19 protein-coding genes are annotated in these 23,772 nt (G+C 41.2%); 5 read left to right on the top strand and 14 right to left on the bottom strand.

Annotated features, from left to right (window positions below; translation table 11 throughout):
- Nucleotides 1-11: 11 nt before the first annotated feature.
- From bamA to rpsB, 9 genes are all read right to left on the bottom strand, one after another.
- Complete coding sequence (gene bamA / locus AAEY57_RS06650) at nucleotides 12-2,483, bottom strand: outer membrane protein assembly factor BamA (protein WP_036953944.1); 2,472 nt, start codon at nucleotides 2,481-2,483, stop codon at nucleotides 12-14.
- Between the two features lie 106 nt (nucleotides 2,484-2,589).
- Entirely contained in the window at nucleotides 2,590-3,942 is a 1,353-nt protein-coding gene (gene rseP, locus AAEY57_RS06645) for a sigma E protease regulator RseP (protein WP_024601807.1), read from the bottom strand.
- A gap of 1 nt (nucleotide 3,943) precedes the next feature.
- Entirely contained in the window at nucleotides 3,944-5,146 is a 1,203-nt protein-coding gene (ispC, locus tag AAEY57_RS06640) for a 1-deoxy-D-xylulose-5-phosphate reductoisomerase (protein WP_350607034.1), read from the bottom strand.
- Nucleotides 5,143-6,009: a phosphatidate cytidylyltransferase gene (locus tag AAEY57_RS06635; protein WP_036953780.1), complete on the bottom strand. Its 867-nt coding sequence runs from the start codon at nucleotides 6,007-6,009 to the stop codon at nucleotides 5,143-5,145. Before AAEY57_RS06635 ends, ispC begins: the two co-directional genes overlap by 4 nt.
- Before the next feature lie 21 nt (nucleotides 6,010-6,030).
- Entirely contained in the window at nucleotides 6,031-6,810 is a 780-nt protein-coding gene (gene uppS / locus AAEY57_RS06630) for an undecaprenyl pyrophosphate synthase (RefSeq protein WP_008110986.1), read from the bottom strand.
- 256 nt (nucleotides 6,811-7,066) lie between these two features.
- Nucleotides 7,067-7,588, bottom strand: coding sequence for a ribosome recycling factor (frr, locus tag AAEY57_RS06625; RefSeq protein WP_215908014.1), 522 nt, complete (start codon nucleotides 7,586-7,588; stop codon nucleotides 7,067-7,069).
- Between the two features lie 50 nt (nucleotides 7,589-7,638).
- Nucleotides 7,639-8,388 carry a UMP kinase gene (gene pyrH, locus AAEY57_RS06620; protein WP_016899281.1) on the bottom strand — a complete coding sequence of 250 codons (750 nt, stop codon included), beginning with the start codon at nucleotides 8,386-8,388 and terminating at the stop codon, nucleotides 7,639-7,641.
- 158 nt (nucleotides 8,389-8,546) lie between these two features.
- Entirely contained in the window at nucleotides 8,547-9,398 is an 852-nt protein-coding gene (gene tsf, locus AAEY57_RS06615; protein WP_024601805.1) for a translation elongation factor Ts, read from the bottom strand.
- Between the two features lie 104 nt (nucleotides 9,399-9,502).
- A complete protein-coding gene (rpsB, locus tag AAEY57_RS06610) occupies nucleotides 9,503-10,231 on the bottom strand; it encodes a 30S ribosomal protein S2 (protein WP_024601804.1) in 729 nt (242 codons plus the stop codon).
- A 272-nt stretch (nucleotides 10,232-10,503) separates the two neighbouring features.
- Between rpsB and map the strand changes: the two genes are divergently transcribed.
- The 5 genes from map to AAEY57_RS06585 all read left to right on the top strand — a co-directional run bounded on the left by map (nucleotide 10,504) and on the right by AAEY57_RS06585 (nucleotide 18,465).
- Nucleotides 10,504-11,289 carry a type I methionyl aminopeptidase gene (gene map / locus AAEY57_RS06605; RefSeq protein ID WP_008467527.1) on the top strand — a complete coding sequence of 262 codons (786 nt, stop codon included), beginning with the start codon at nucleotides 10,504-10,506 and terminating at the stop codon, nucleotides 11,287-11,289.
- Nucleotides 11,290-11,456: 167 nt separating this feature from the next.
- The gene (gene glnD / locus AAEY57_RS06600; RefSeq protein WP_008467529.1) at nucleotides 11,457-14,075 is read left to right on the top strand and encodes a [protein-PII] uridylyltransferase; all 2,619 of its coding nucleotides are present in this window, start codon (nucleotides 11,457-11,459) and stop codon (nucleotides 14,073-14,075) included.
- 9 nt (nucleotides 14,076-14,084) lie between these two features.
- Entirely contained in the window at nucleotides 14,085-14,912 is an 828-nt protein-coding gene (gene dapD, locus AAEY57_RS06595) for a 2,3,4,5-tetrahydropyridine-2,6-dicarboxylate N-succinyltransferase (RefSeq protein WP_008467531.1), read from the top strand.
- 275 nt (nucleotides 14,913-15,187) lie between these two features.
- Entirely contained in the window at nucleotides 15,188-16,204 is a 1,017-nt protein-coding gene (locus AAEY57_RS06590) for a tetratricopeptide repeat protein (RefSeq protein ID WP_350607027.1), read from the top strand.
- 230 nt (nucleotides 16,205-16,434) lie between these two features.
- A complete protein-coding gene (locus AAEY57_RS06585) occupies nucleotides 16,435-18,465 on the top strand; it encodes a BCCT family transporter (RefSeq protein WP_008467536.1) in 2,031 nt (676 codons plus the stop codon).
- An 81-nt stretch (nucleotides 18,466-18,546) separates the two neighbouring features.
- Here the strand turns inward: AAEY57_RS06585 and AAEY57_RS06580 are convergent, their stop codons facing one another.
- From AAEY57_RS06580 to AAEY57_RS06560, 5 genes are all read right to left on the bottom strand, one after another.
- Complete coding sequence (locus AAEY57_RS06580) at nucleotides 18,547-18,891, bottom strand: 4a-hydroxytetrahydrobiopterin dehydratase (protein WP_008467538.1); 345 nt, start codon at nucleotides 18,889-18,891, stop codon at nucleotides 18,547-18,549.
- A 38-nt stretch (nucleotides 18,892-18,929) separates the two neighbouring features.
- Nucleotides 18,930-19,727, bottom strand: coding sequence for a phenylalanine 4-monooxygenase (gene phhA, locus AAEY57_RS06575; RefSeq protein ID WP_008467539.1), 798 nt, complete (start codon nucleotides 19,725-19,727; stop codon nucleotides 18,930-18,932).
- Between the two features lie 238 nt (nucleotides 19,728-19,965).
- Nucleotides 19,966-21,147, bottom strand: coding sequence for a methionine gamma-lyase (megL, locus tag AAEY57_RS06570; protein WP_350607023.1), 1,182 nt, complete (start codon nucleotides 21,145-21,147; stop codon nucleotides 19,966-19,968).
- A gap of 135 nt (nucleotides 21,148-21,282) precedes the next feature.
- Nucleotides 21,283-22,311, bottom strand: coding sequence for a TIGR01620 family protein (locus AAEY57_RS06565; RefSeq protein WP_350607022.1), 1,029 nt, complete (start codon nucleotides 22,309-22,311; stop codon nucleotides 21,283-21,285).
- Nucleotides 22,308-23,726, bottom strand: a complete 1,419-nt coding sequence (locus AAEY57_RS06560) for a YcjX family GTP-binding protein (protein ID WP_028834043.1) — start codon at nucleotides 23,724-23,726, stop codon at nucleotides 22,308-22,310. Before AAEY57_RS06560 ends, AAEY57_RS06565 begins: the two co-directional genes overlap by 4 nt.
- Between the last annotated feature and the right edge of the window lie 46 nt (nucleotides 23,727-23,772).

The following is a 23,772-nucleotide window of genomic DNA, read 5'->3' as shown; positions in this document are numbered from 1 at the left end:
AATAAACTCCTTTAGAAAGTGTTACTAATATTAAAACTGATGGTCTTGGTATCGTCATCTTCTTCTTTTTGCAACGGATACGCAAAGCTGATCAGCATCGGACCCATAGGTGAGATCCACTGTAATGATAAACCGGTTGCAACCCTAAATCGCATTGGGTCTGAGTAGTCATCTAATTTTGCACGCTCATCAATCCCTAAGTTTTGATAGCGATCAACACTGAATTCGGTATCCCATACGTTGGCAGCGTCAACAAAGAAACTCGTTCGCACTGAACTAGTATTTTCTTCATCTAAGAATGGAGTAGGTACAATAAGCTCCATACCTGCCACTGCTTTCGCATTACCACCAATACGACCTTGTGGTATTAGCACGTCAAACTCTGACGCCCCACCAATGTTGCCTGTGGTTGTGCCATCACCTGATGGCGTACCTGGTATTGATTGCGGTATACGCGAAACAGCACGCGGTAAAATGGTATTTCTATCAAAGCCACGTAATTCCATTTCAGTGATACGGAAGTATTCTTGGAACGGTAAAGTTTGATCATAGCCATTGGTAGAGCCATAACCATTACCATAACCTAATGCAGCACGCGTTGAGAAAACCCAACGATGATCGTTAGAAATCGGCCAGTAAAAACGCGAGTCATAATTTAATTTAAAGTACTGTAAATCAGAGTTTGGCGTTGTGGCTGTTAAGTTTAATGTTTGTCGTGAACCTGCCGTTGGGAATAAACCACGGTTAACTGTAACTCGTGACCAACCAACACTTAGCTCGTAGTTTGTAAATTCAAAGCCCGCATCTGGATTTTCTGGATCTAAGAAGGTTTCACGTAGTACACGTGTTTGCTCATATTCAGCAATATCTGACAATTGTTCTTCTATCCAACGTGCGCCAAAATTAATACGGTTAATGGCATCAATTGGGAAACCAATGTTTGTCCCTAACCCATAACTTTTTGACTTATAGTCAATCAAACTAAACTGACTGGCATCGTAGTTACTGTAAAAGATACTGCTACCCTGCGATACGCCATCCGGCGTAAAGTAAGGGTCGGTATACGATACACTGACACGCTCAGAGCCGCGTGAAGTATTAATATTAAAGCCAATTTGGTTACCTGTGCCTAAAAAGTTAGACTCGGTTACACCAATATTAAACTGCAGACCTAAGTATGAGCCATAGGCAAGACCGGCATTGAAGCTGCCCGCAGATTGCTCTTTAACAGTAAAGTCAACGTCTACTTGGTCATCAACACCTGGAACTGGCACCACATTAAAATCAACGGTTTCCATATAAGGTAAACGTTGAATTTGTAGTTTAGAACGCTCTAGGTTTTGATTAGATAACCATGCACCTTCAAGCTGTGTCATTTCACGGCGCAGTACTTCATCAGCCGTGTTTTGGTTACCACCTACAATAATTCGACGAACATACACACGCTTGCCTGGGTCAACCGACAGAGTCAATTGTACTTCTTGGTTCTCGTCATCAATTTCTGGAATCGTACGTACTTCAGCATTGGCGTAACCAAAACGCGCCAAGTAGCTTTTGATAAATTCTTCTGATGAGGTAACCACTGATCCGTTATAAAGCTCGCCTGTACGCAGTGGAATAACACTTTTTATTAATTCTTCACGACCGAGTAAATCACCGATGAAATCAAAGCCTTTCACTTTGTATTTAACGCCTTCGGTAATATTTGCCGTTACATAAACAGACTCACGTTCAGGGCTAACTGATACTTGAGTTGAGTCAATATTAAAGCGTAAATAGCCACGGTCTAAATAAAAGCTGCGAATTTTTTCTAAATCGCCTTCAATGGTTTGTTTTTGATAGCGGTCGCTACCCATAAACTGCCACCATGGTAAGTCTTGCTGCGACTCAACTAGTTGCAATAACTCTTCGTTTGAGAAAAGCTCATTACCCACTAAGTTAATTTGACGAATGGAGGCTGCATCGCCCTCGTCAAACTCAAGTCTTAATTTAACGCGATTACGTGGTAATTTAGTGACACTGATATCCACTTTTGCATTGTATTTACCAATACTGTGAAAAAATTCAATCAGGCCTTTTTCGATATTATCGATTACCGTTTTATCAAGCGGCTCGCCTTGGCGAATATCTTGTTGATCGAGTGACTGATTTAATTGCTCATCTTTTATGTCTTTATTGCCTTCAAATTCAATAAAGCTAATGGTTGGACGTTCAGTTACTTTAAAAATAACGTTATTACCATCACGTAACGCTTTTATATTGTCAAAGTGACCAGAGCGATAAAGTGACTTAATTGTTTTTGAAATTGTATATTCATCAACATTGTCGCCCACGTTAATAGGAATATGCGTTAATGCAGCACCAAGTGCGACACGTTGCAATCCCTCAACTTTTAAATCTTCAACAATAAAGGAGTTTTGGCCTAGGGCTGCAAAGCTTGCACCCAATAAACTTGAAACTACCAAATGTTTTTTTATAGCCATTTTATTATCTTTATCCTTTACAACTGTATTACCGCTTAGCATCGAAAATTAAATATTTACGAGCTTTACAATCGTGTTCTAATTTGTCGTTACCACGCTTACATAACTACAAGCGCGATACATCATTGAACAAAGCGAAACATGTTAGAAAAATGAGTAGCAAGGCTCCCACTTTAAAACCAAACTCTTGTGTCTTTTCAGAGACTGGCTTTTTACGAAAAAGTTCAATTATGTAATACATTAAGTGCCCACCATCAAGCACTGGCAGAGGAAGTAAATTAAATACTCCCAAGTTAACGCTTATCAAAGCTAAAAAGCTTAAAAATGCGACTAATCCATAACTAACACTGGTGCCGGCGCCTACGGCTATGCCGACGGGCCCACTTAGGTTTTTAACCGACATCTGGCCTGTTATTAAGTTACCTATCATGTCAAAACTCAGCGTAATTAAACGCCATGTTTCTTTTGTGCCCAGCACAATACTATCTAGTGGCCCATAATGTCTAGTCTCTACAAAATCATCAGGCCACTGTTCTACAACGGGAGCAACACCCAAAAAGCCTTGCTCTATGCCATTACTGACGACCCGGCTCTTTGGAGTAACTGTTATTGTTTTTATACTATCTTGTCTTTTTACACTAAATTGTAAGGATTTGTTAGCCGATTGAGTAATAAGATTAACTAATTGCTGCCAACTGGTCATTGTTTCACCATTCACAGCTAAAATAACGTCGTTAACCTGTAAATTAGCCTGTTCAGCAGCTGAGTTTTTAGTAATAGCGGCAATAACCAAGGTTGCCTGAGGACGAAACGGTACAATACCTAACGAACTGAGCGGCGGTACATCTTGCTGATCAAGCTTCCAACCATCTAGGTTAAGTGTTTGCACTGTTTGCTGATAATTTTCGTTACGTAAGGTTACGGCAACGCTTTTATCACCTAAATGAGACATCAAAGAAAAGGTCGCATCTTGCCAATTACTTATGTCGTCATCACCAATTTTAATAATTTGCTGGGTTGGCATAATACCGGCTTGTTCAGCTCGGCTGCCTTCAACAACACTACCCACAACTGGTTTTATGGTTTGCACACCTACCATGTACATCACCGCTAAAGCAAAAATAGCGAACAAAAAGTTCGCCATCGGCCCTGCTGCCACAATGGCTATGCGGGCTTGAACTGATTTAGCATTAAACGATAAATGACGTTGATTGGCAGGCACTTCATCAACACGCTCGTCGAGCATTTTCACGTATCCGCCCAGCGGGATTGCCGCAATAACGTACTCAGTATTATATTTATCGTGCCATTTTAGTAAGGATTTACCAAAACCAATTGAAAAGCGCAGTACCTTTACACCCGCTTTACGCGCAACCCAAAAATGACCATATTCATGAACGGTCACTAAAATGCCTAGTGCGAGTATAAACGAACCTAAATTCCAAAAAAAATCGAACATATCAATGCACCACTTTTGTTATAAACTGCGCAGCGCTGATACGTGCTAAACGGTCACACTCTAAAATTTCATCGAGTGTTTTCGCATTAGTAAATTGTGCGGCGTCTAGTGTTTGCGCATTCACTTTATAAATATCCGTAAACCCAATCAGCCCCTGTAGAAACGCATTAACTGCAATCTCATTAGCCGCATTAACGGTGGTGGTGGCTCCTTGGCCTGCATCACAGGCTGCAATTGCAAGCTTTAAATTGGGGTAACGCGAGAAATCAGGTTTAGTGAACGAAAAATTACAAATATCAGAAAAATTTAACGGCTTGACACCCGCATCAATGCGCTCTGGATACGCAAGTGCATGCGCTATCGGGGTGCGCATATCAGGGTTACCCATTTGCGCTAAAATAGAGCCATCTTGGTATTGCACCATAGAATGGATAATACTTTGAGGATGAATCACCACATCAATATCGCTTGCATCACAGTTAAATAACCATTTAGCCTCAATAAACTCTAAGCCTTTGTTCATCATCGTAGCTGAGTCTACTGATATTTTTTGCCCCATAGACCAATTAGGATGAGCAACCGCTTCACTGACGCTAACGGTGTTAAGGGTATTGATATCGCGATTTAAAAACGGGCCACCTGAGCCAGTTAATAAAATTTTGCTAACCCCATGTTGCTCAAGCCTTGCTTGCCCTTGGGTATTTTGTAAAGCACTGGGTAAACACTGAAAAATAGCATTATGCTCGCTGTCGATGGGTAATAAAGTTGCTTGATGCTTTTTAACTTTATCAATGAATAACTGACCCGACATCACCAGTGACTCTTTGTTGGCAAGCAGCACTTTTTTACCCGCTTCAACAGCGCTCAAGGTAGGTAGTAATCCGGCTGCACCGACAATCGCTGACATAACCGTATCAACATCAACATGAGCACAGAGCTCACTCATGGCTTTCTCGCCATGCATTACTTGCGTTTTACTCTCATGCTTTAAAAGCGCAGAAAGCTGCTTAGCCGCCGATTCAGATGCCATTACAGCATAACGAGGCTGGTGAGCTATACACAGTTCAGCCATTTTTTTTGCATTTTGTCCTGCGGTCAATGCAAAAACTTTAAATTGCTGTTGGTTTCTTGCAACAACATCTAACGTGCTAAGACCTATCGACCCCGTCGCACCCAAAATAACCAGTTGTTGCACAGCACTCATAAGCTAAGCGTCCAAGCAAAGCAAATAACAAACATCGGTGCTGCCGCAGTTAAACTATCAATACGGTCTAAAATACCACCGTGTCCTGGTAAGCAACTGCCGCTATCTTTAAGTCCCGCTTCGCGCTTAAACATACTCTCAAGTAAATCACCTACCGCAGAAAACAAAGCAATAAACGCTGTCATAACTGCATAAATAGGCCATACAGAGGTATCAACGTTCGTGTAATAACAAAAAGCTAGTACAAATAACACCGCAGCAACCACGCCACCTGCGAGGCCTTCTATGGTTTTATTTGGACTAACTTTAGGCATTAACTTATGTTTACCAAAACTTTTACCTGTAAAGTAAGCGCCTATATCGGCACTCCATACAATGCCTAATACAACTAAAATGAGCATAGAGCCATAGTGAGTAGATTCCGTATATTGCGCACTACGCAGTGTGTTAAGTGCAAGCCATAGCGGTACTAAGGTCAACAAACCAGCAATGCCGCGCATCACAAGCCCTTCGTTCCACCCTTTCGCCATAGAAGGGTAACGCCACACTAAATAACTGGCTACCAACCACCAAGAAAACGACAAGGTAAATAAGTAATTAGCATCGCCTACAAGCTTGCCGTTCTGCCATAGAGTCTCTATGGGCCAATGCAAATTGAGTAACCCTAGTAATACAGCCACTAATAACACAAAGGCGCCACGTTTTAGCTTATCGCATAGTCCCATAAAGGCAGACCATTCCCACGCGCCCATTAATACAATAGCACCCGCAAAATAACTAAATAACGTTAGTGGGGTGTAAAAAACCAAAGCCAGTGCTAATGGCGCTAGCACTAGTGAGGTTAAAATACGTTGTTTTAACAAAATGATGACCCTTAATCTATTTTAGGTTTGAGCGAGTAATTGTTTTATTTGTTCGCCCGTGCAACCAAAACGTCGCTCTCTGGCAACGTAACATGCAATGGCCTCTGCAAAAGCAGCTTCATTAAAATCAGGCCAAAGTGTATTTGTGAAATAAAGTTCAGCGTAGGCTGCCTGCCAAAGTAAAAAGTTACTAATTCTGACATCGCCACCGGTACGGATCAATAAATCAGGCTGAGCTTGATCTGCCATACTCATATGCTGTGCAATATGTTCTTCTGTAATATCTGCTGGGTCAATTTCTCCATTCGCTACTTGTAAAGCAACTTGCTTAGCAGCGTGAGTCATATCCCAGCGACCACCGTAATTTGCCGCAACATTTAAGTGCAGCCCGGTATTGTTCGCTGTTAGTTCTTGAGCTGTATGTACTTTAGCGCGCAAGCTTTCAGAGAATCGAGATAAATCTCCAATGATGGTTAGTTTTACGTTATTTTTATGCAGCTTTTTAACTTCTTTACTCAGTACAAATAAAAAAAGCTCCATAAGTGTATTTACTTCGTCTTCAGGGCGGCGCCAGTTTTCACTACTAAAAGCAAATAAGGTTAACGATTGTATTCCTAATTTAGTACAAAACTGCACGGATTGACGAACTGCATCCACGCCTTTTTTATGCCCATATACACGAGGTCTATTTCTAGCTTGTGCCCAACGCCCGTTCCCATCCATGATGATGGCAACATGTTTAGGTAAACATTGCTGTGAAATTGTATCAGCGTCTAGAACCATAAATTTTGTGTATTCCATAAAAAAACGCCGCCTAGTATACCCCAGACGGCGTTTCAAAACTAATAATTTTAACCTGTACCCGTGATAATAAATCTACATAAAGCAAATAATTATACAGCTAACAACCTTGTATTTACTGATAATCGAGCCAATAGCAAAGAGTAAATACAATCTGTTACCCTTTAAAATCACACAATTAAAGTTAAGTGCGAAGGCATATAAACAACGACTTAGTTACTTCAGTAAAGCTGTTAATCCGAGCCTAGATTAGCAATTAGATTTCCATCAACTCAGCTTCTTTCGCTGTTAGTTGCGTATCCATTTCTTTGATAAACTTATCAGTGATTTTTTGGATAGCATCTTCAGCTTGACGCGCTTCATCTTCAGAGATGTCTTTATCTTTTAATAAGTTTTTAATATCGCCATTTGCATCACGACGAATGTTACGAATAGCAACACGACCGCTTTCTACTTCACCACGTACGATTTTAATTAAATCTTTACGACGTTCTTCAGTTAATGGAGGAAGTGGTACACGGATCACTGTACCTGCAGACATTGGATTTAAACCAAGGTCAGATGCCATAATAGCTTTTTCAACAGCTTGCGCTAATGACTTATCAAATACACCAATAGCCAATGTACGTGAGTCTTCAATTGTTACATTTGCAACTTGGTTTAACGGTGTTGGTGCGCCGTAGTACGACACCATGATGCCGTCTAAAATTGCAGGATGAGCACGGCCAGTACGAATTTTAGATAATTGACTACCAAGTGCTGCTACACTTTTTTGCATGCGCGCTTGCGCATCTTTTTGAATATCGTTAATCACGGTTTAATCCTAATCTAGTTACTAACTTCATCTGAGGCTTGTGAAGAAATAAGGGTTCCTTCTTCTTCACCCATTATTACGCGTTTTAATGCGCCTGATTTATTCATATTAAATACGCTCAATGGCATATTATGGTCGCGAGCTAATGTAAATGCCGCTAAATCCATTACTTTTAGTTCTTTATCAATAATTTCATTGTAGCTTAAGTGACGGTAAAGTGTCGCATCTGGGTTTTTAACCGGATCATCGCTAAATACACCATCTACTTTGGTTGCTTTAATTACTGTGTCAGCTTCAATTTCAATGCCACGTAAACACGCTGCAGAGTCAGTTGTGAAGAACGGGTTACCCGTACCGGCTGCAAAAATAACAACGCGACCTGTTTTTAATAAGCTAATGGCTTCTGCCCAGTTATACGCATCACATACGCCATTTAAAGGAATGGCTGACATTAAACGGCAATTTACAAATGCACGGTGCAACGCATCACGCATAGCAAGGCCATTCATGACGGTTGCAAGCATACCCATGTGGTCACCAACAACGCGATTCATACCCGCTTCGGCTAGTGAGCCACCACGTAAAAAGTTACCGCCACCAATAACTAAACCCACTTCTACGTCGAGTTCTACGAGCTCTTTAATTTCTTGTGCCATACGGTCTAATACTTTAGGGTCGATGCCGAAGCCTTCGTCTCCCATTAAAGCTTCACCACTTAATTTGAGAAGAACACGTCTAAAAATAGGTTTGCGATTGATAGTCATAGTTTTGGGGCCAACTTTTATTGAATTATGGATAAAAAATAACCGCGCTTATGTTAAACATAAAAGCGCGGTTATTTTAAAGAATTTCTAAGCGTGACGCAAAAGCAAATAGTACTTTAATTGCATGTATTTTCCTTTGGCATCACAAATAGCTAATCTTACTTAGCTTTAGCAGCTGCAATTTGAGCAGCAACTTCAGCAGCAAAATCTTCTTCTTTCTTCTCGATACCTGCACCAACTTCCATACGTACAAAGCCAGTAACTGTTGCGTTTTTCTCTTTAAGAATTTCGCCAACAGACTTTTTAGGTTCCATGATGAAAGCTTGACCAGTAAGAGAAACCTCACCAGTGAATTTTTTCATACGACCAACAACCATCTTCTCAGCGATTTCAGCAGGCTTGCCTTCATTCATCGCGATGTCGATTTGTACTTGCTTTTCTTTTTCAACAACATCAGCAGGTACGTCATCTGGCGTTAGGTAGTCTGGGTTTGAAGCAGCAACGTGCATTGCAACGTGCTTAAGTGTTTCTTCATCAGCAACACCCGCAACAACAACACCAATGCGCTCGCCATGACGGTACTCAACTAATTGCTCACCAGTGATGTACTGAAGACGACGTACATTGATGTTTTCACCAATTTTAGTTACTAGCTCAACACGGTCTTCTTCAAACTTAGCTTGTAAGTCTTCGATAGATGTAGTGTCAGCGATAGCAGCATCTGCAACTTTGTTAGCAAATGCTAGGAAGCTTGCATCTTTAGCAACGAAGTCAGTTTGACAGTTAACTTCTACAAGTACTGCAACACCCGCGTTTTGCTTGATGATGATAGTACCTTCAGCAGCGATGTTACCTGCTTTTTTAGCAGCCTTTGCAGCACCGCTCTTACGCATGTTTTCAATCGCTAACTCGATGTCACCATCAGTCTCAGTTAACGCTTTTTTACAATCCATCATGCCAGCGCCAGTACGCTCGCGTAATTCTTTAACTAGGGCAGTAGTTACAGCCATTAGTAAATCCTCAAATCTGAAATCAGGTTTAGATAAGCGGGTTACCCGCTCCACAAGAATAGCAAGTCTTCACCTATAAAAGATGAAGACTTGATGACAGCTAATTACTCAGCTTCTACGAAGTCATCTTTTTCAGCTTGAGCAACGATGTTACTCTCACGGCCTTCAGTGATCGCAGCTGCAACAGCACTAGTGTAAAGGTTGATTGCACGGATAGCATCATCGTTACCAGGTACGATGTAATCAACACCGTCTGGGTTAGAGTTAGTATCAACGATTGCAACAACTGGGATACCTAGGTTGTTAGCTTCACGGATAGCAATGTGCTCGTGGTCAGCATCGATTACAAAGATAGCGTCTGGAAGGCCACCCATGTTTTTAATACCACCAAGGCTTTTTTCAAGCTTGTCCATTTCACGAGTAAGCATTAACGCTTCTTTCTTAGTTAACTTCTCGAAAGTACCGTCTTGGCTTTGAGCTTCAAGGTCTTTAAGACGCTTGATTGATTGACGAACTGTTTTCCAGTTAGTCAACATGCCGCCTAACCAACGGTGGTTAACGAAGAATTGATCGCTTTGTAAAGCAGCTTCTTTTACTGCTTCGCTTGCTGCGCGCTTAGTACCAACGAAAAGAACTTTACCTTTGTTTGCAGCAGCACTAGATAAAAACTTAAGTGCAGTGTTGAACATTGGTACAGTTTGCTCAAGGTTGATGATATGTACACGGTTACGTGCGCCGAAGATGAAAGGCTTCATCTTAGGGTTCCAGTAACGTGCTTGGTGACCAAAGTGAACACCAGCTTGAAGCATATCGCGCATTGAAACGTTTGCCATTTTGTAAATCCTCTAAGTTGTTTAGGGTTAGGCCTCCACATATCCCATAGCACCAACACCGCAGTTAAATGAAACTGAAATGCACCCAAGTGTATGTGACGATACGTGTGTGTGTTAAAATAAAATTGTGTTTGCCTTAAATACAAAAAATCATTTAAGAATTTATTTGTAAAAAGACGGCGCGCTTTATACCATATTAAAATTAAATACTCAACGTCTCGTGCAAAAATTGTGCGACGATAATCATCTAAAAACGCAACTTTGGAGCCTCAATGAGCGCTGTGATTAAGACCCCTGAAGAAATCGAGAAAATGCGTGTAGCCGGCCGTTTGGCTGCTGATGTGCTAGAAATGATCGAACCACATGTGGTACCAGGTATCACCACCGATGAGTTAAATACAATTTGTCATGATTATATTGTTAATGTGCAAGATGCTGTTCCTGCTCCTCTTAATTATCATGGTTTTCCAAAATCAATTTGTACCTCGGTAAATCATGTAATTTGTCACGGAATTCCGAACGACAAAGCATTAAAAGACGGTGACAGTGTCAATATTGATATTACTGTTATTAAAGATGGTTACCATGGTGATACTTCAAAAATGTTCCATGTTGGCACACCTAACATTCAAGGCAAACGCCTTGCAGAAGTGACCCAAGAAAGCCTTTACCTTGCCATTAAAATGGTAAAACCGGGTGTTCGCCTTGGTGATATTGGCGCAGCTATTCAAAAATATGCAGAGAGCTTTAATTACTCTATCGTACGTGAATACTGCGGGCATGGTATTGGCAGTGAATTTCATGAAGAACCACAGGTAATGCATTACGGAAAACCAGGTACAGGCGAAACGTTAAAAGCCGGTATGTGTTTAACAATCGAGCCCATGGTCAATGCAGGCAAACGCCAATGTAAATTACTAAAAGACGACTGGACTGTGGTAACAAAAGACCGTAGTTTATCAGCTCAGTGGGAACATACCTTACTGGTAACTGAAAATGGTGTTGAAATTTTAACACTACGATCAGATGATACTATCGATAGAATCATCGAGCACTAATAGTAGTGTGTGCTTAATCATAGTAATAACAGGCTTTAGCCTGCGTACAGATTAAGTGGTTTGCTGCAAAGGGAAATAACATGATTTATTCCCTTTGCAGCAAACACAGTATAAAAATAACTTAATCCAAGACTTATAATGCAGTCCATATATAGGAGCCAGCCTAAGTGGCATTACCTAACAAAGTAAAAAAGTTGCTCAATGATGCTCAGCAACTTAGCGAATACCGCGATTGCTCCGCCTATTTTTATAAATGGTTGCATAATGAATTCTCAAAACAACCCGTTGGTAATCTAATAAACGCCCGTGCAGAATTTATAGACCGGTTACTGATTAAACTCTTTCATGTTTTCGATTTAGCCCACGAGCCAGATCTCGCTTTAATTGCTGTAGGAGGTTATGGTCGCGGTGAACTTCATCCCTACTCCGACATTGACTTTTTACTGCTTGTTACCCAGCAACCCAATGACGGTATTTGCGAAAAAATTGGCCAGTTTGTCACTATGCTGTGGGATCTTAATTTAGAAATAGGTCACAGTGTACGTACCATTGAACAAGCCATAGAGCAAAAACGTGAAGATGTTACCTTTGCCACCAGCCTACTAGAAAGCCGATTAATTTTCGGCAACCATATTGAATTCGAAAAGCTCAAAAGTCACCTCATCGAAAGGCCTGTATGGGGCTCTGGAGAGTTCTTTGTTGCAAAAGTACAAGAGCAAAATTTACGCCACAAAAAATGTCATGGTACGGCTTATAATCTAGAGCCTAATATAAAAGAAAATCCAGGCGGGCTGCGCGATTTACAAACCATTATTTGGGTTGCTAAAAAACACTTTAGAGCCGAAACCCTGCAAGAGCTGATAAATCACGGCTACCTAACTCACGAAGAATACCAAGAACTGTTAGAGTGCCTTGAAAATTTATGGAATATTCGCTTTGCTTTGCATTTAGCCGCGGGTCGCTCAGAAAACCGCTTATTATTCGATCACCAACCGCAAGCGGCTGAAATTTTGGGTTTTGGTAGTGATGGTAAAGCCTCTGTTGAGCGCATGATGAAACGCTTGTTCAGAATAATGAGCCGTGTGCGTGAACTTAATCAAATGCTACTTTCGTACTTTGAGCAAAGTATTTCACCAGACAGCAGCCAAGCCACTGTTGAAGAACTTGATCGTAATTTTGAACGCGTGGGCCATCAAATTCGGGTAAAAAGTCCATCAGTATTTTTTAGGCGTGACCAACTTTTTGTATTATTTGAGCACATTGCTGATCACCCAGAAATTACCCATATATACCCAAGTACCATTCGAACTATCCGCCAAGTACGTCGTCGCTTATTAGGTGACTTACAAGATTATGCCGCGTGCCGCGAAGCTTTTTTACGTATTATAAAGCACCCTAACGGCATGGGCCGTGCATTTACGCTAATGCATAAGCACGGCATGATTGCCGCTTACCTTCCGCAGTGGCGCAATATTTTTGGCCAAATGCAGTTTGATTTGTTTCATGCCTATACCGTAGATGAACATACCCATAAATTAATTAATAATATTTACCAATACTTCGATAAAACCAGCATTAGTGACTTTCCAATTTGCAGTGAAATAGTTACGCGCATGGATAAACCCGAATTACTGTATTTGGCTGGTATTTTTCATGATATTGCTAAGGGGCGTGGTGGCGATCACTCAGAGCTGGGCGCTGTTGATGCCATAGCGTTTTCAAAGCTGCATGGTTTTGCCTCTTCAGATGGTAAGCTTATAGCGTGGTTAGTAAGCAATCACTTACTTATGTCGGTAACTGCGCAACGTAAAGATATTAACGACCCCGATGTAATAAAAGATTTTGCATCGCGAGTAAAAACCGAACGCCAACTCGATTACCTCTATTGTTTAACCGTGGCTGATATTCGAGCCACCAATGACAACCTATGGAATGACTGGAAAAACACGCTGCTGCGCGAGCTTTATTTGCACACACAGCGCGCCTTGCGCCTTGGGCTTGAAAACCCAATGGATCAACGCGACCAAATTCGTGATAAAAAGCACCAAGCTAAGCAACGCCTGCTTAATTTGCATTATCACGAGGAGCAAATTGACTTAATTTGGAGCCGTTTTAAAGCAAATTACTTTACCGCTTTTAGTGAGCAACAAATTTCTTGGCATACTGAGCACTTACTCAAGTGCACTGATTTAAGCCAGCCCAGTGTTATCGTTTCTAATAAAGCGATGCATGGCGGTACCCAAGTGTTTGCTTATAGCCCCTATTCAGGTGCCCTCTTTGCTCGACTGGTAAGTGTTATTGGCTCTAAAAAAGCGCAAATTCAGCACGCCCAAGTACTGACCACCAAAGATGGCTACGTACTGTTCAACTTTGTTATTTTAGAAGTTAACGGCGATCCGATTGCCAGTAGCCGCGCACAATCGATTAAACGCGGATTAGAGCAAGCGCTTCATGATCCACGTAAAAAAATACGCTTTAAAAAGAGCCGATCACAGCGTTTTAAAGACTTTAATATTAAACCTAAAATTGTACTGCGCCCGCACCCTCGTAAGGATCGTAGCTTAATAGAAATTCAAGCGGTTGATATACCTGGACTATTAACTAAAATAGCCGAGGTTTTTCAAGCTTACTTACTCCACATACATGCCGCACGTATTACCACGGTAGGCGAACGTGCAGAAGATTTCTTTGTGGTATCAAATAACGAATATCAAGCGCTGACTGATGAAGAGCAAGCAAAAATTCATCAGGCATTACGTAAAAAACTCAACGCCGAAATTGAATAAGAGGACACTATGTCAGATTTAAAAACCATGATTGAAAATGCGTGGGATAACCGCGACAGCATTAGCCCTGCTACAGTATCAAGCGATGTTAAACAAGCAATTATAGATGCGCTTGAGCTATTAGATAGCGGCGCTGCTCGCGTTGCAGAGAAAATTTCAGGCGAATGGGTTGTTCACCAGTGGCTTAAAAAAGCAGTACTACTTTCATTTAGAATTCGTGAAAATCAGCCAATGAACGACGGCGTAAACCAATTTTACGACAAAGTACCGCTTAAATTTAGCGACTACACGCCGGAGCAATTTCAGCAAGGCGGCATGCGTGTCGTACCCAACGCCGTTGCTCGTAAAGGCAGCTTTGTAGGTAAAAATGTCGTATTAATGCCATCGTACGTAAACATAGGTGCATTTGTTGACGATGGCACCATGGTTGATACATGGGCGACAGTGGGCTCATGTGCTCAAATTGGCAAGAACGTACACTTATCTGGCGGCGTAGGCATAGGCGGCGTTTTAGAGCCGTTACAAGCGAATCCTACCATCATTGAAGACAACTGTTTTATTGGCGCACGTTCAGAAATTGTTGAAGGCGTAATTGTTGAAGAAGGCGCCGTTATTTCAATGGGAGTTTACATTAGCCAAAGTACCCGTATTTACGACCGTGAAACCGGTGAAATTCACTATGGCCGTGTGCCTGCCGGCGCGGTTGTGGTTCCAGGTGCACTGCCTTCAAAAGATGGCAGCCATAGCTTGTATGCGGCTATTATTGTGAAAAAAGTAGATAAACAAACTCGCGAAAAAGTGGGCATTAATGCCCTACTGCGCTCGATTGATGATTAAAAGCAGCTGTAAGTTTTTAGCTGTTAGCGCTAAGCAGGTTGATGTTAAACGTAGGTTGGGTTGAATAAAACGAAACCCAACGACACATTAAGTTAATGTGTATTCGCTAAAATTTAATTACATACAGAAAAAGCCCTAAGCTTGTATAGCTTTAGGGCTTTTTTAGTGATTTTAAAATACTTTCTCACAAACCTGTCCCCTTTAATTGCGTTGCTTTGTTAGATGCCTACAACTATAGTGAATTAACGCATAGTTCGATTGTCGAGGTTAAGTTGTTGCGGCTTTTTGTAATAAGTTGGTTGATATTATTATGTTCAAAACACGTCTTTGCTAATGACTTCAATACCTTTGAAAAAAAATTAGACGAAGCCGAAGATTATCTTACTGTTAATCCAGCTCAATCTATTACTATTTTAGAAAACCTCACAGGGTTACAACTCATGCCGCCAGAATTATTTATCCGCTGGCACCTTATCTATGCCCGTACAGCAGTACCTACAAGTCACTATGACGAGCTTTATACATCGATTGACGCAATATTTCAGCATCATCAAACTGATTATTTCAAACAAAAACTGACCACCATTATGAGTGCCTTGGGAATATGGCTTCGCCATGCAGAATATTTAGACGATGCCCAGTACTCATTTAAATGTGCTTACAAATATGCGCAAAACGATCGTCAACGCTTAACACTCACCAACAGTATGGCATTGGTTGCTCGCTCGCAAGATGACTTTGCAAAAGCGCGTGCTTTATACCTCGACAGTCATAAGATCACCACACAATTACAGCTTCCCAATGTAACCGCACTGATAGAAAGTAACTTAGGTTATTTAGCCCTGGATGAGGGCAATATACCCGAAGCTGAGCGCTATTTTAGAAGTGCATTAAGAAATAACCAAAACATTGATAAACGCGCGGGGCAAATCTCAACCGGGCTTAATTTATTAATGGTTTTTTTGATTCAAGAGCAGCAAATTAATTTTGAGCGACTCTATAGCCCAACGGCCACATTAACCCATGCCTTTCCCAATGAAGCGAAACAAGCATTACTTTTTTGGCTTGAAATAGACTACAAAAATTTGACTGGGGGTTTTATAAGCCAAAAAGACAAACAACAGTTACAAACAGCGTATGAGCAATTAGAAAGCGATAAAATGAAACAACTAGTCGCGCGCTATTTAGCCAACAAGCTAGATATAGCTGTAACCTTACCCGCCCCTATTGTCGCTAAGGACTTTACCAGCCCTTGGTTTGAGCTGGTAAAGCAATGTGATTGGAAACGCTAAGACTCGATTTAGTCCTTAGCCTATAAAAGGCTATCCCCCTCTAAAATAAATACTTTAATACTCTCACATCAACTTTCTCTTACTTTCTTTTTTAAAACCAAGCTGCTGTAAATATTAACTTTAATTTAAAAAAGTGACATTTTTAAGCTGCAAAATTAGCCAACCCTAGTGAATTTATAATAAGGTAGTCAGGCATACTTGAAAGTTAGCAATTAATATTAAGGATTAATATGACAAAAACTGCTTTACGCTCAACCATTTTGCTACCTGTATTTTTGCCCGCCGTATTTATTATTCTACTTTTGGTGATTGGTACAAGTAGTAACCCTGAACTCGCAGGTCAGGCATTTAGTGTTGCCCTTACGTGGATAACAGAAACCTTTGGCTGGTTTTATATGTTGTCTGTCGCTATTTTCTTGGTATTTATTGTCTCAGTCGCGGCTTCTAGCTGGGGGAATATAAAATTAGGGCCCGATCATGCACAGCCACAATACAGCTTTGGTGAATGGTTTGCCATGCTCTTTTCTGCCGGTTATGGCGTGGCACTGCTTTATTTTGGTGTTGCTGAACCTGTGCTGCATTACGCATCCCCGCCATCGGGGGCGGCTGAAACCGTTGATGCCGCCAAGCAGGCAATGCAAATTGCCTTTTTCCATTGGGGATTTCATATTTGGGCTATCTATGGAATTGTTGGTTTAGTGCTTGCTTACTTTGCATTTCGCCATGGCTTACCACTGTCTATTCGCTCTGCCTTGTATCCACTTATTGGCGATAAAATTTATGGCCCAATCGGCCATACTGTGGATGTATTTGCCATATTAGGTACTTTATTTGGTATTGCCACTACACTAGGGCTTTCGGTGACTCAAATAAATGCTGGCCTACATTACTTATGGCCAAACATCCCTATTAATACCACAGTGCAAATTACGGCCATTGCCGTTATTACTGCGGCAGCAACACTCTCAGTGGTGGCCGGTATGGATAAAGGGGTCAAGCGATTATCAATTGTGAATATGACCTTAGCGGTTTCACTAATGGCTTTTGTGTTTTTCATTGGCCCAACTATTCACATCTTAGAATCATTTTTACAAAATACCGGCAGCTACCTAAGCGGTATTGTTGAGCGTACTTTTAATTTACAAGCTTATAGTCGCAGTGATTGGATTGGTAACTGGACTTTATTTATATTTGGCTGGACGATTGCGTGGGCACCGTTTGTGGGTATGTTCATCGCTAAAATTAGCCGTGGTAGAACCATCCGACAATTTGTTGTTGGGGTAATGTTAGTTCCCACTATTTTTACCTTTTTATGGTTTTCAGTCTTTGGTGATACGGCACTTAACTTAATTATGAATGAGGGGTTTGATACGCTTATTGGCGATGTACAAGCAAATCATGCCGTCGCATTATTTCAATTATTTGAAGTGTTACCACTGTCATTTTTCATTTCACTACTCACTGTCATTTTGATCATAACTTTTTTTGTTACATCATCTGATTCAGGCTCTTTAGTCATTGATTCACTCGCCTCTGGAGGAAGCATTAATACGCCGGCTTGGCAACGCGTGTTTTGGGCGGTACTTGAAGGTGCTGTGGCGGCTGTTTTATTAGTGGCAGGCGGACTAAGTGCGCTGCAAACCATGACCATAGCCAGTGCCTTACCCTTTGCTATTATTATGCTAATTGCCACGGCGGGGCTTTGGCGAGCTCTAAAAATTGAAGGCCATCGAGACACCAGCTTGCAAGCACATACACTTAATAGCCGCAACATTAACTTGTCTCACTGGAAGCGTCGTTTAGCGGCTATGGTCAATTACCCTAATAAAGAAAAAGTACATACTTTTATTGGTAGCGTGGTAGTTGAGGCAATGAAAGCCGTACAAGCAGAATTGAAATCTAGACAATGGCATGCAGTGGTGGAATTTGATACTGATTTAGGTCGCGCTCATTTAACGGTGCTGCGCCATGAACATGTGGATTTTGTTTATGATATTCGCCTTACCGAGCATCCTATGCCAAGCTTTGCTTACTCAGAGCTAAAGCCTGATAACAACGATGCTGAAAAGTATTATAAGGCCGACGTGTTTTTACGTCGCGGTGGTCTGTCATACGATGTTTATGGCTACACTGAAGATGATATTGTGAAAGATATTCTTGACCAATTTGAGAACTACTTACACTTTCTAGGTAATAGCCCAGGCGAACTTCCTTGGGATATGGCCGAACATGATGACATGTTAAATACCGATAAAGCTTAACGGATGCAGTCAATATTGGTAAAACGGTAATTAAAAATAAAAAAGGCACTGTAAAGTGCCTTTTTATTTACTCAAATATAATTACAGCGCGTTAAATACATCGTCTGTTTTAGCGGCACAAATAAAATCGTTTTTATGCAAACCTTTAATTGAATGGCTCCACCAAGTAACAGTTACTTTACCCCATTCGGTTAATACACCAGGGTGATGGCCTTCATCTTCAGCCATATCGCCAACTTTATTAGTAAATGCAATGGCCTGCTTAAAGTTTTTAAACTTATAAACGCGCTCTAATTGCATAATACCGTCGCGTACTTCCGGCACCCAATCAGGGATTTTTTTAATTAATTCAGCCAATTCTGCATCTGATACTTTTGGAGCATCTGCATGACAGGCTTCACATTTTTGTTCACTTAATGAAGACATTTTAAATCCTTAATTCTAGTGTTACTTTTATTAAAAAACTAACTAGTTAATTTTTCTTTTGGGGGAAATTTCGGCTCGTGTAAACCAAGCGCCTTAGCTTGCTCAACTAAAGTCATTATATCCATTTGCGATATTTCAAACAGATCATGAATCGAATTAATGGTGTAGTACAGCGGCTGCATAATATCAATACGGTATGGCGTGCGCAGCACATCTAGCACATTCATTGGATTAATTTCTGGTGTATCAGAGTACACGTATTGGGTTTCTCCTGGGCTTGATAAAATACCGCCCCCGTAAATACGTAATCCTTTTTCAGTTTGCATCAAACCAAATTCGACCGTAAACCAATACATGCGCGCTAAATAAACGCGGTCTTTTTTCTCTGCCGCGTAACCTAGTTGCCCGTACTTATGCGTAAATTCAGCAAAGTCAGGATTTGTTAGCATGGCACAGTGACCGAATATTTCATGAAAAATATCGGGCTCTTGTAAATAATCAAATTCTTCACGGCTACGAATAAACGTAGCAACAGGAAACTGCTTGTTGGCCAGTAGTCTAAAAAACTCATCAAAGTCGATAAGTGCAGGTACAGGTGCTACTTGCCAACCTGTTGTTGCCAATAGCACTTCGTTTAGCTCACTTAGCTGTGGAATACGATCATGCGGTAGATTAATTTTTTTTAACCCTTCCATGTACTCGTCACAGGCTTTGCCTTCAATGCACGCAAGTTGGCGTGCTACAAGCTCAGACCAAATTTTATTTTCTTCATCGCTCCAATGTATAACGCCATTTTCATCTGGTGTTTTAGAGGTGTAATTACTTGCTTTAGCCATAAATACCTTCTTTGGGTTTAAACCCTAAATCGGTGTCAAAATAATAGCCACGTGCTCGGCTATTCGATGTAGCCATACTATGCAAAAGTGAACAAAAGTTTAATAGCTTGACTCAGATCAATACTTTCGCAGAACACGAATATCGTAAATTTATAATTACACTAGAGCAAAGATAAAAAGACACCCTATATTTAACAGCACTTAAAGATCGATATTCCTGTAAATAATAAATTACACCTTACGATGTTTTAGTAAATGCTTGGTTGAGATCGTTAATAATATCATTAACATCTTCAAGCCCAACAGATAAGCGAATTAAACCATCACTAATTCCGGCTGCTAATCTTTCTTCGGGTGTGTAAGGCGAATGGGTCATCGATGCAGGGTGTTGAATAAGTGTTTCGGCATCGCCTAAGCTAACCGCTAAAGTACATAGCTTCATGCTATCAATAAACTGCTCACCGTCGGTTAAACTCCCTTTAATTTCAAAAGCAATAACACCGCCAGCAGCTTTCATTTGCTTACCAATAAACCGATGACCTGGGTGCGACTTCAGTCCAGGATAGTACACTTTACTCACTTGAGGGTGAGCCTCTAAATATTCAGCAATCGTTTGCGCACTCTGGCAATGACGCTCTACCCGTATAGCTAATGTTTTTAAACCTCGGTTAATTAACCATGCATCGTGTGGGCTAATCGTCGCGCCTATATCTTTTAACACCGTCATTTTAATATGTGTAATGTGCTCAAGGGATCCACACACAATACCTGCGACTACATCGCCGTGACCATTTAAATACTTGGTAGCACTGTGCATAATAATATCGATGCCGTATTGTTTAGGTGACTGTAGCAGCGGCGTTAAAAAGGTATTGTCGACCACACTTATTAAATTATGCTGTTTTGCTACATCACCAATAAGTGCTAAATCAATAACGGCCATCGTCGGGTTTATCGGTGTCTCTGCAAATATCATTTTTGAGTTTGGCTTTATTGCAGCACGTAACTCATCTTTATTGGTCATATCCACAAAGGTGACTTCAATGCCCCAACGCGGCAACATATGCGCAAAAAAAGCAAAGGTGCAGCCATAAAGCGCACTTGATGCAACTAAGTGATCGCCTTGTGATAAAAAGCTCAGTACCGAAGCCGATACCGCTCCCATACCTGTAGCCGTTGCCGCTGCAGCCTCACAGCCCTCTAATTGCGCCACTTTTTGTTCAAGTTCAGTGGTGGTAGGGTTACCCAAACGCGTATAAATATAACCGGGCTCATCGCCAGCAAACCGTGCAGCACCCTGCGCAGCATTTTCAAAATGAAATGTCGATGTTTGGTATAATGGCGAGGTTAATGCACCATGGGGATCATTGGCTTTTTGTGGGCCATGAATACATTGGGTGTGTGGATGATGCTTGCTCATTGTGTGCTCTCGTTTTTATTATGTGTGTCAATTACATAAATAAAACGCACCGCACTTTAAATCACAAGCATGCCGGATGCTCAGATGGCTATTTGTGCAAACTTTACTCAAAAAGCTGTACACAAATATTGCCAACTATTTACTCTCCTCTCTCTTAGTGCGACTCATAATTTTACTCGCAATCCCTTGAACAGTGCCTTTTAACAAGCTGCGTTTATTTTCAAGACGCGGTAAGGGTCGGCTTAATTCCATGGCTTTATAGCCTATACGTGCTGTAAATATACCCGCACTGACGCCTTGCGCGGCTCGCCCTGAAAGTTTGCCTAATAGCTCAGCACTAAGTGCCGTGGCCGCTAAATCAGATACAAGCTCTGCACTACCTACAAACATGACTTGTTTTAACAGCATTCGATAGAGTTTAATGCGACTGGCGTAACCAAAACCAATGCCATAAATTTTACCTATTTGTTCAATTAATTTTGTACCGCGCCATAACACCGCTATCATATCCACCAGCGCAAGAGGGCTTAATGCGACTAATAAGGCTGACTCTGTTGCAAAGCGGTTTATAAGCTTTTTAGCTTGGGTGTCTTGCGTTACCAGTAGGCTATTAGCGTAAAGTGTCATTATTTCTTTATCACTATGGTGCGTAGCAACTTGGTTTTTAAAGTTTTCAAAATTGTCTAACTGCTGGTGCTTGTTCAATTTTTCAAGCCAAGGGAGTGCACCACCCACTTGCTCACTGTTTAATAGCCTATCGGCTTCATGGCGATGCAGCTGATTACGCTTTAAACTGCGCAACATCCGATACTCTCGCCATAACAACCTTGTTATTAATAACACACCGCTTACCACAGCGGTTAAATAAACACTGCCCAAAATAAGCGATTGCTGATAAGCAAGCACAATAGAAAACCCAAACTCTAGCAGTACTAAAATAATAAAGCTGAGCGCAAACAAGCCTTTGAGCGTTTGCCATTTTGACTTTTTATACACCGGCTCTAAATCAACTTCAGGCTCAAGCGCATCATCCTCAAGCTCAGAGGTGTAATCACTTTGTCCGTGTTCAATAATTTTAGCAGGTGTTAACGCAGGCTCGTTTTGCTCAATATTTTGAGCATTAATACGACGCCCTGCTTGAAACTGTTGCGTTGACTCACTCATGTTAATTTGTCTCCTAGCAGGTACTGCATCACATGATCTAATCGAATATGTTTAAGTTGTTTGTCGGGGCTTGGCATCGGCGAAAATGACAAAAATTCAAACCCTTGCGCTGGCCACTCACTTTTATTAAGCATTCGACTTGGCGGCTCTGGTGGTAAATAAGTCAGCCACTCATGCTCATTTAAAGGTTTACCGTAAACGCAATCAAGGGTTTGACCTTTATCAACCACTTGGCGAGGTTGGGTTGCGGTAATTGATGACATAGCCATAGTTTCAATTTGTACACCATCAAACTTTAAATGATTACTTTGCTCTTTAACCAGCGAGTCTAGTAACAAGGCTAACGCTTTATGATGCTTAGCACTGATGTGATCTGACTTATTAGCAGCAAACAATATTTTATCAATATTCGGTTTGAATAAACGTTTAAAAAAGCCAGACTCCCCATAACTAAAATGTGCCAACAATTGATTAATAACACGGCTTTGCTCATGCAACGTTTCATGGCCTTCATTTAATGCACTGAGTACATCAACCAACACAATTTGGCGGTCAAAATGACGAAAATGCTCATTATAAAATGGCTTAACGACTTCTTTCACGTAAGCATTAAAACGTTTAATTAAATGCGCTAAATTAGAACCCGCCACCACATCGTCTTTCATTTTTTCAGGATTAATTGGAAAAAATAACAATAACGGCGCACCTTGCAAGTCGCCTGGCATTAACATTCGCCCGGGTTGTAACATCGCAAGTTTGGTGTCTTTTTTTAGCCCTACTAGCATGCGTTGATAAAGTTGTGCAATGTTAGCAAGCTCACTTTCATCCACAGGCGCATGTAAATCAAGTTGCTCTACGGCGTGTAAAAAATCGCCTGAGGTAGCGCTGCGAGGAGACTGATTTAATAATGGGTATTGCTGTTCACACCACGCAGTATAGCTTTGTTCAAGCATAGGTAAATCGAGCAGCCATTCGCCTGGATAGTCAATAATATCAAGGTATAACGTTGATTGCGGTGAAAAATGACCTCGCAGACCCGCATTACTTTGGTATTTAATCGCCAAGCGTAGGGTATTTATTCGCTCAGTAGACGCCGGCCAAGCAGGGTCACCTTCCATTGGCAGTAAGGCACTCATTGCACGGTTATAATCAAAAGTGGGCACGTTTAATGCCTCTTGCGGCACAATTTTAGTGGCAATATGACGATGCTCGCGCATCACATCAAAAAAAGGTAAGTTGTTGTCATTCGCCTGAGAGGTTAAGTGCTTAACTAACGCGCTTATAAACGCGGTTTTACCACTGCCGCTCAACCCAGTTACAGCAAGCTTAACATGTTGGTCTAAACTACGGTGCAGGGCTTTTTGTGCTTTGCCTTTAAAGGTTTTAAAGGTCTTTTTTGCAAATGATTGGCTCATAAAGTGTTTTGCACCCTATCTGCCGTAATTGTTCACGTTACAAACA

Source organism: Pseudoalteromonas sp. MER144-MNA-CIBAN-0113 (genome assembly GCF_040308965.1).
Taxonomy (GTDB): domain Bacteria; phylum Pseudomonadota; class Gammaproteobacteria; order Enterobacterales; family Alteromonadaceae; genus Pseudoalteromonas; species Pseudoalteromonas tetraodonis.
Note: the sequence above shows the minus strand (reverse complement) of the source record. Positions and strands in the feature narration are given on the sequence as shown.

Coding starts and splice junctions, on each gene's coding strand:
- bamA (WP_036953944.1), bottom strand. CDS start 2,483: ATGGCTATAAAAAAACATTTGGTAGTTTCAAGTTTATTGGGTGCAAGC.
- rseP (WP_024601807.1), bottom strand. CDS start 3,942: ATGTTCGATTTTTTTTGGAATTTAGGTTCGTTTATACTCGCACTAGGC.
- ispC (WP_350607034.1), bottom strand. CDS start 5,146: ATGAGTGCTGTGCAACAACTGGTTATTTTGGGTGCGACGGGGTCGATA.
- uppS (WP_008110986.1), bottom strand. CDS start 6,810: ATGGAATACACAAAATTTATGGTTCTAGACGCTGATACAATTTCACAG.
- frr (WP_215908014.1), bottom strand. CDS start 7,588: ATGCAAAAAAGTGTAGCAGCACTTGGTAGTCAATTATCTAAAATTCGT.
- pyrH (WP_016899281.1), bottom strand. CDS start 8,388: ATGACTATCAATCGCAAACCTATTTTTAGACGTGTTCTTCTCAAATTA.
- tsf (WP_024601805.1), bottom strand. CDS start 9,398: ATGGCTGTAACTACTGCCCTAGTTAAAGAATTACGCGAGCGTACTGGC.
- rpsB (WP_024601804.1), bottom strand. CDS start 10,231: ATGGCAAACGTTTCAATGCGCGATATGCTTCAAGCTGGTGTTCACTTT.
- map (WP_008467527.1), top strand. CDS start 10,504: ATGAGCGCTGTGATTAAGACCCCTGAAGAAATCGAGAAAATGCGTGTA.
- dapD (WP_008467531.1), top strand. CDS start 14,085: ATGTCAGATTTAAAAACCATGATTGAAAATGCGTGGGATAACCGCGAC.
- AAEY57_RS06585 (WP_008467536.1), top strand. CDS start 16,435: ATGACAAAAACTGCTTTACGCTCAACCATTTTGCTACCTGTATTTTTG.
- AAEY57_RS06580 (WP_008467538.1), bottom strand. CDS start 18,891: ATGTCTTCATTAAGTGAACAAAAATGTGAAGCCTGTCATGCAGATGCT.
- phhA (WP_008467539.1), bottom strand. CDS start 19,727: ATGGCTAAAGCAAGTAATTACACCTCTAAAACACCAGATGAAAATGGC.
- megL (WP_350607023.1), bottom strand. CDS start 21,147: ATGAGCAAGCATCATCCACACACCCAATGTATTCATGGCCCACAAAAA.
- AAEY57_RS06565 (WP_350607022.1), bottom strand. CDS start 22,311: ATGAGTGAGTCAACGCAACAGTTTCAAGCAGGGCGTCGTATTAATGCT.
- AAEY57_RS06560 (WP_028834043.1), bottom strand. CDS start 23,726: ATGAGCCAATCATTTGCAAAAAAGACCTTTAAAACCTTTAAAGGCAAA.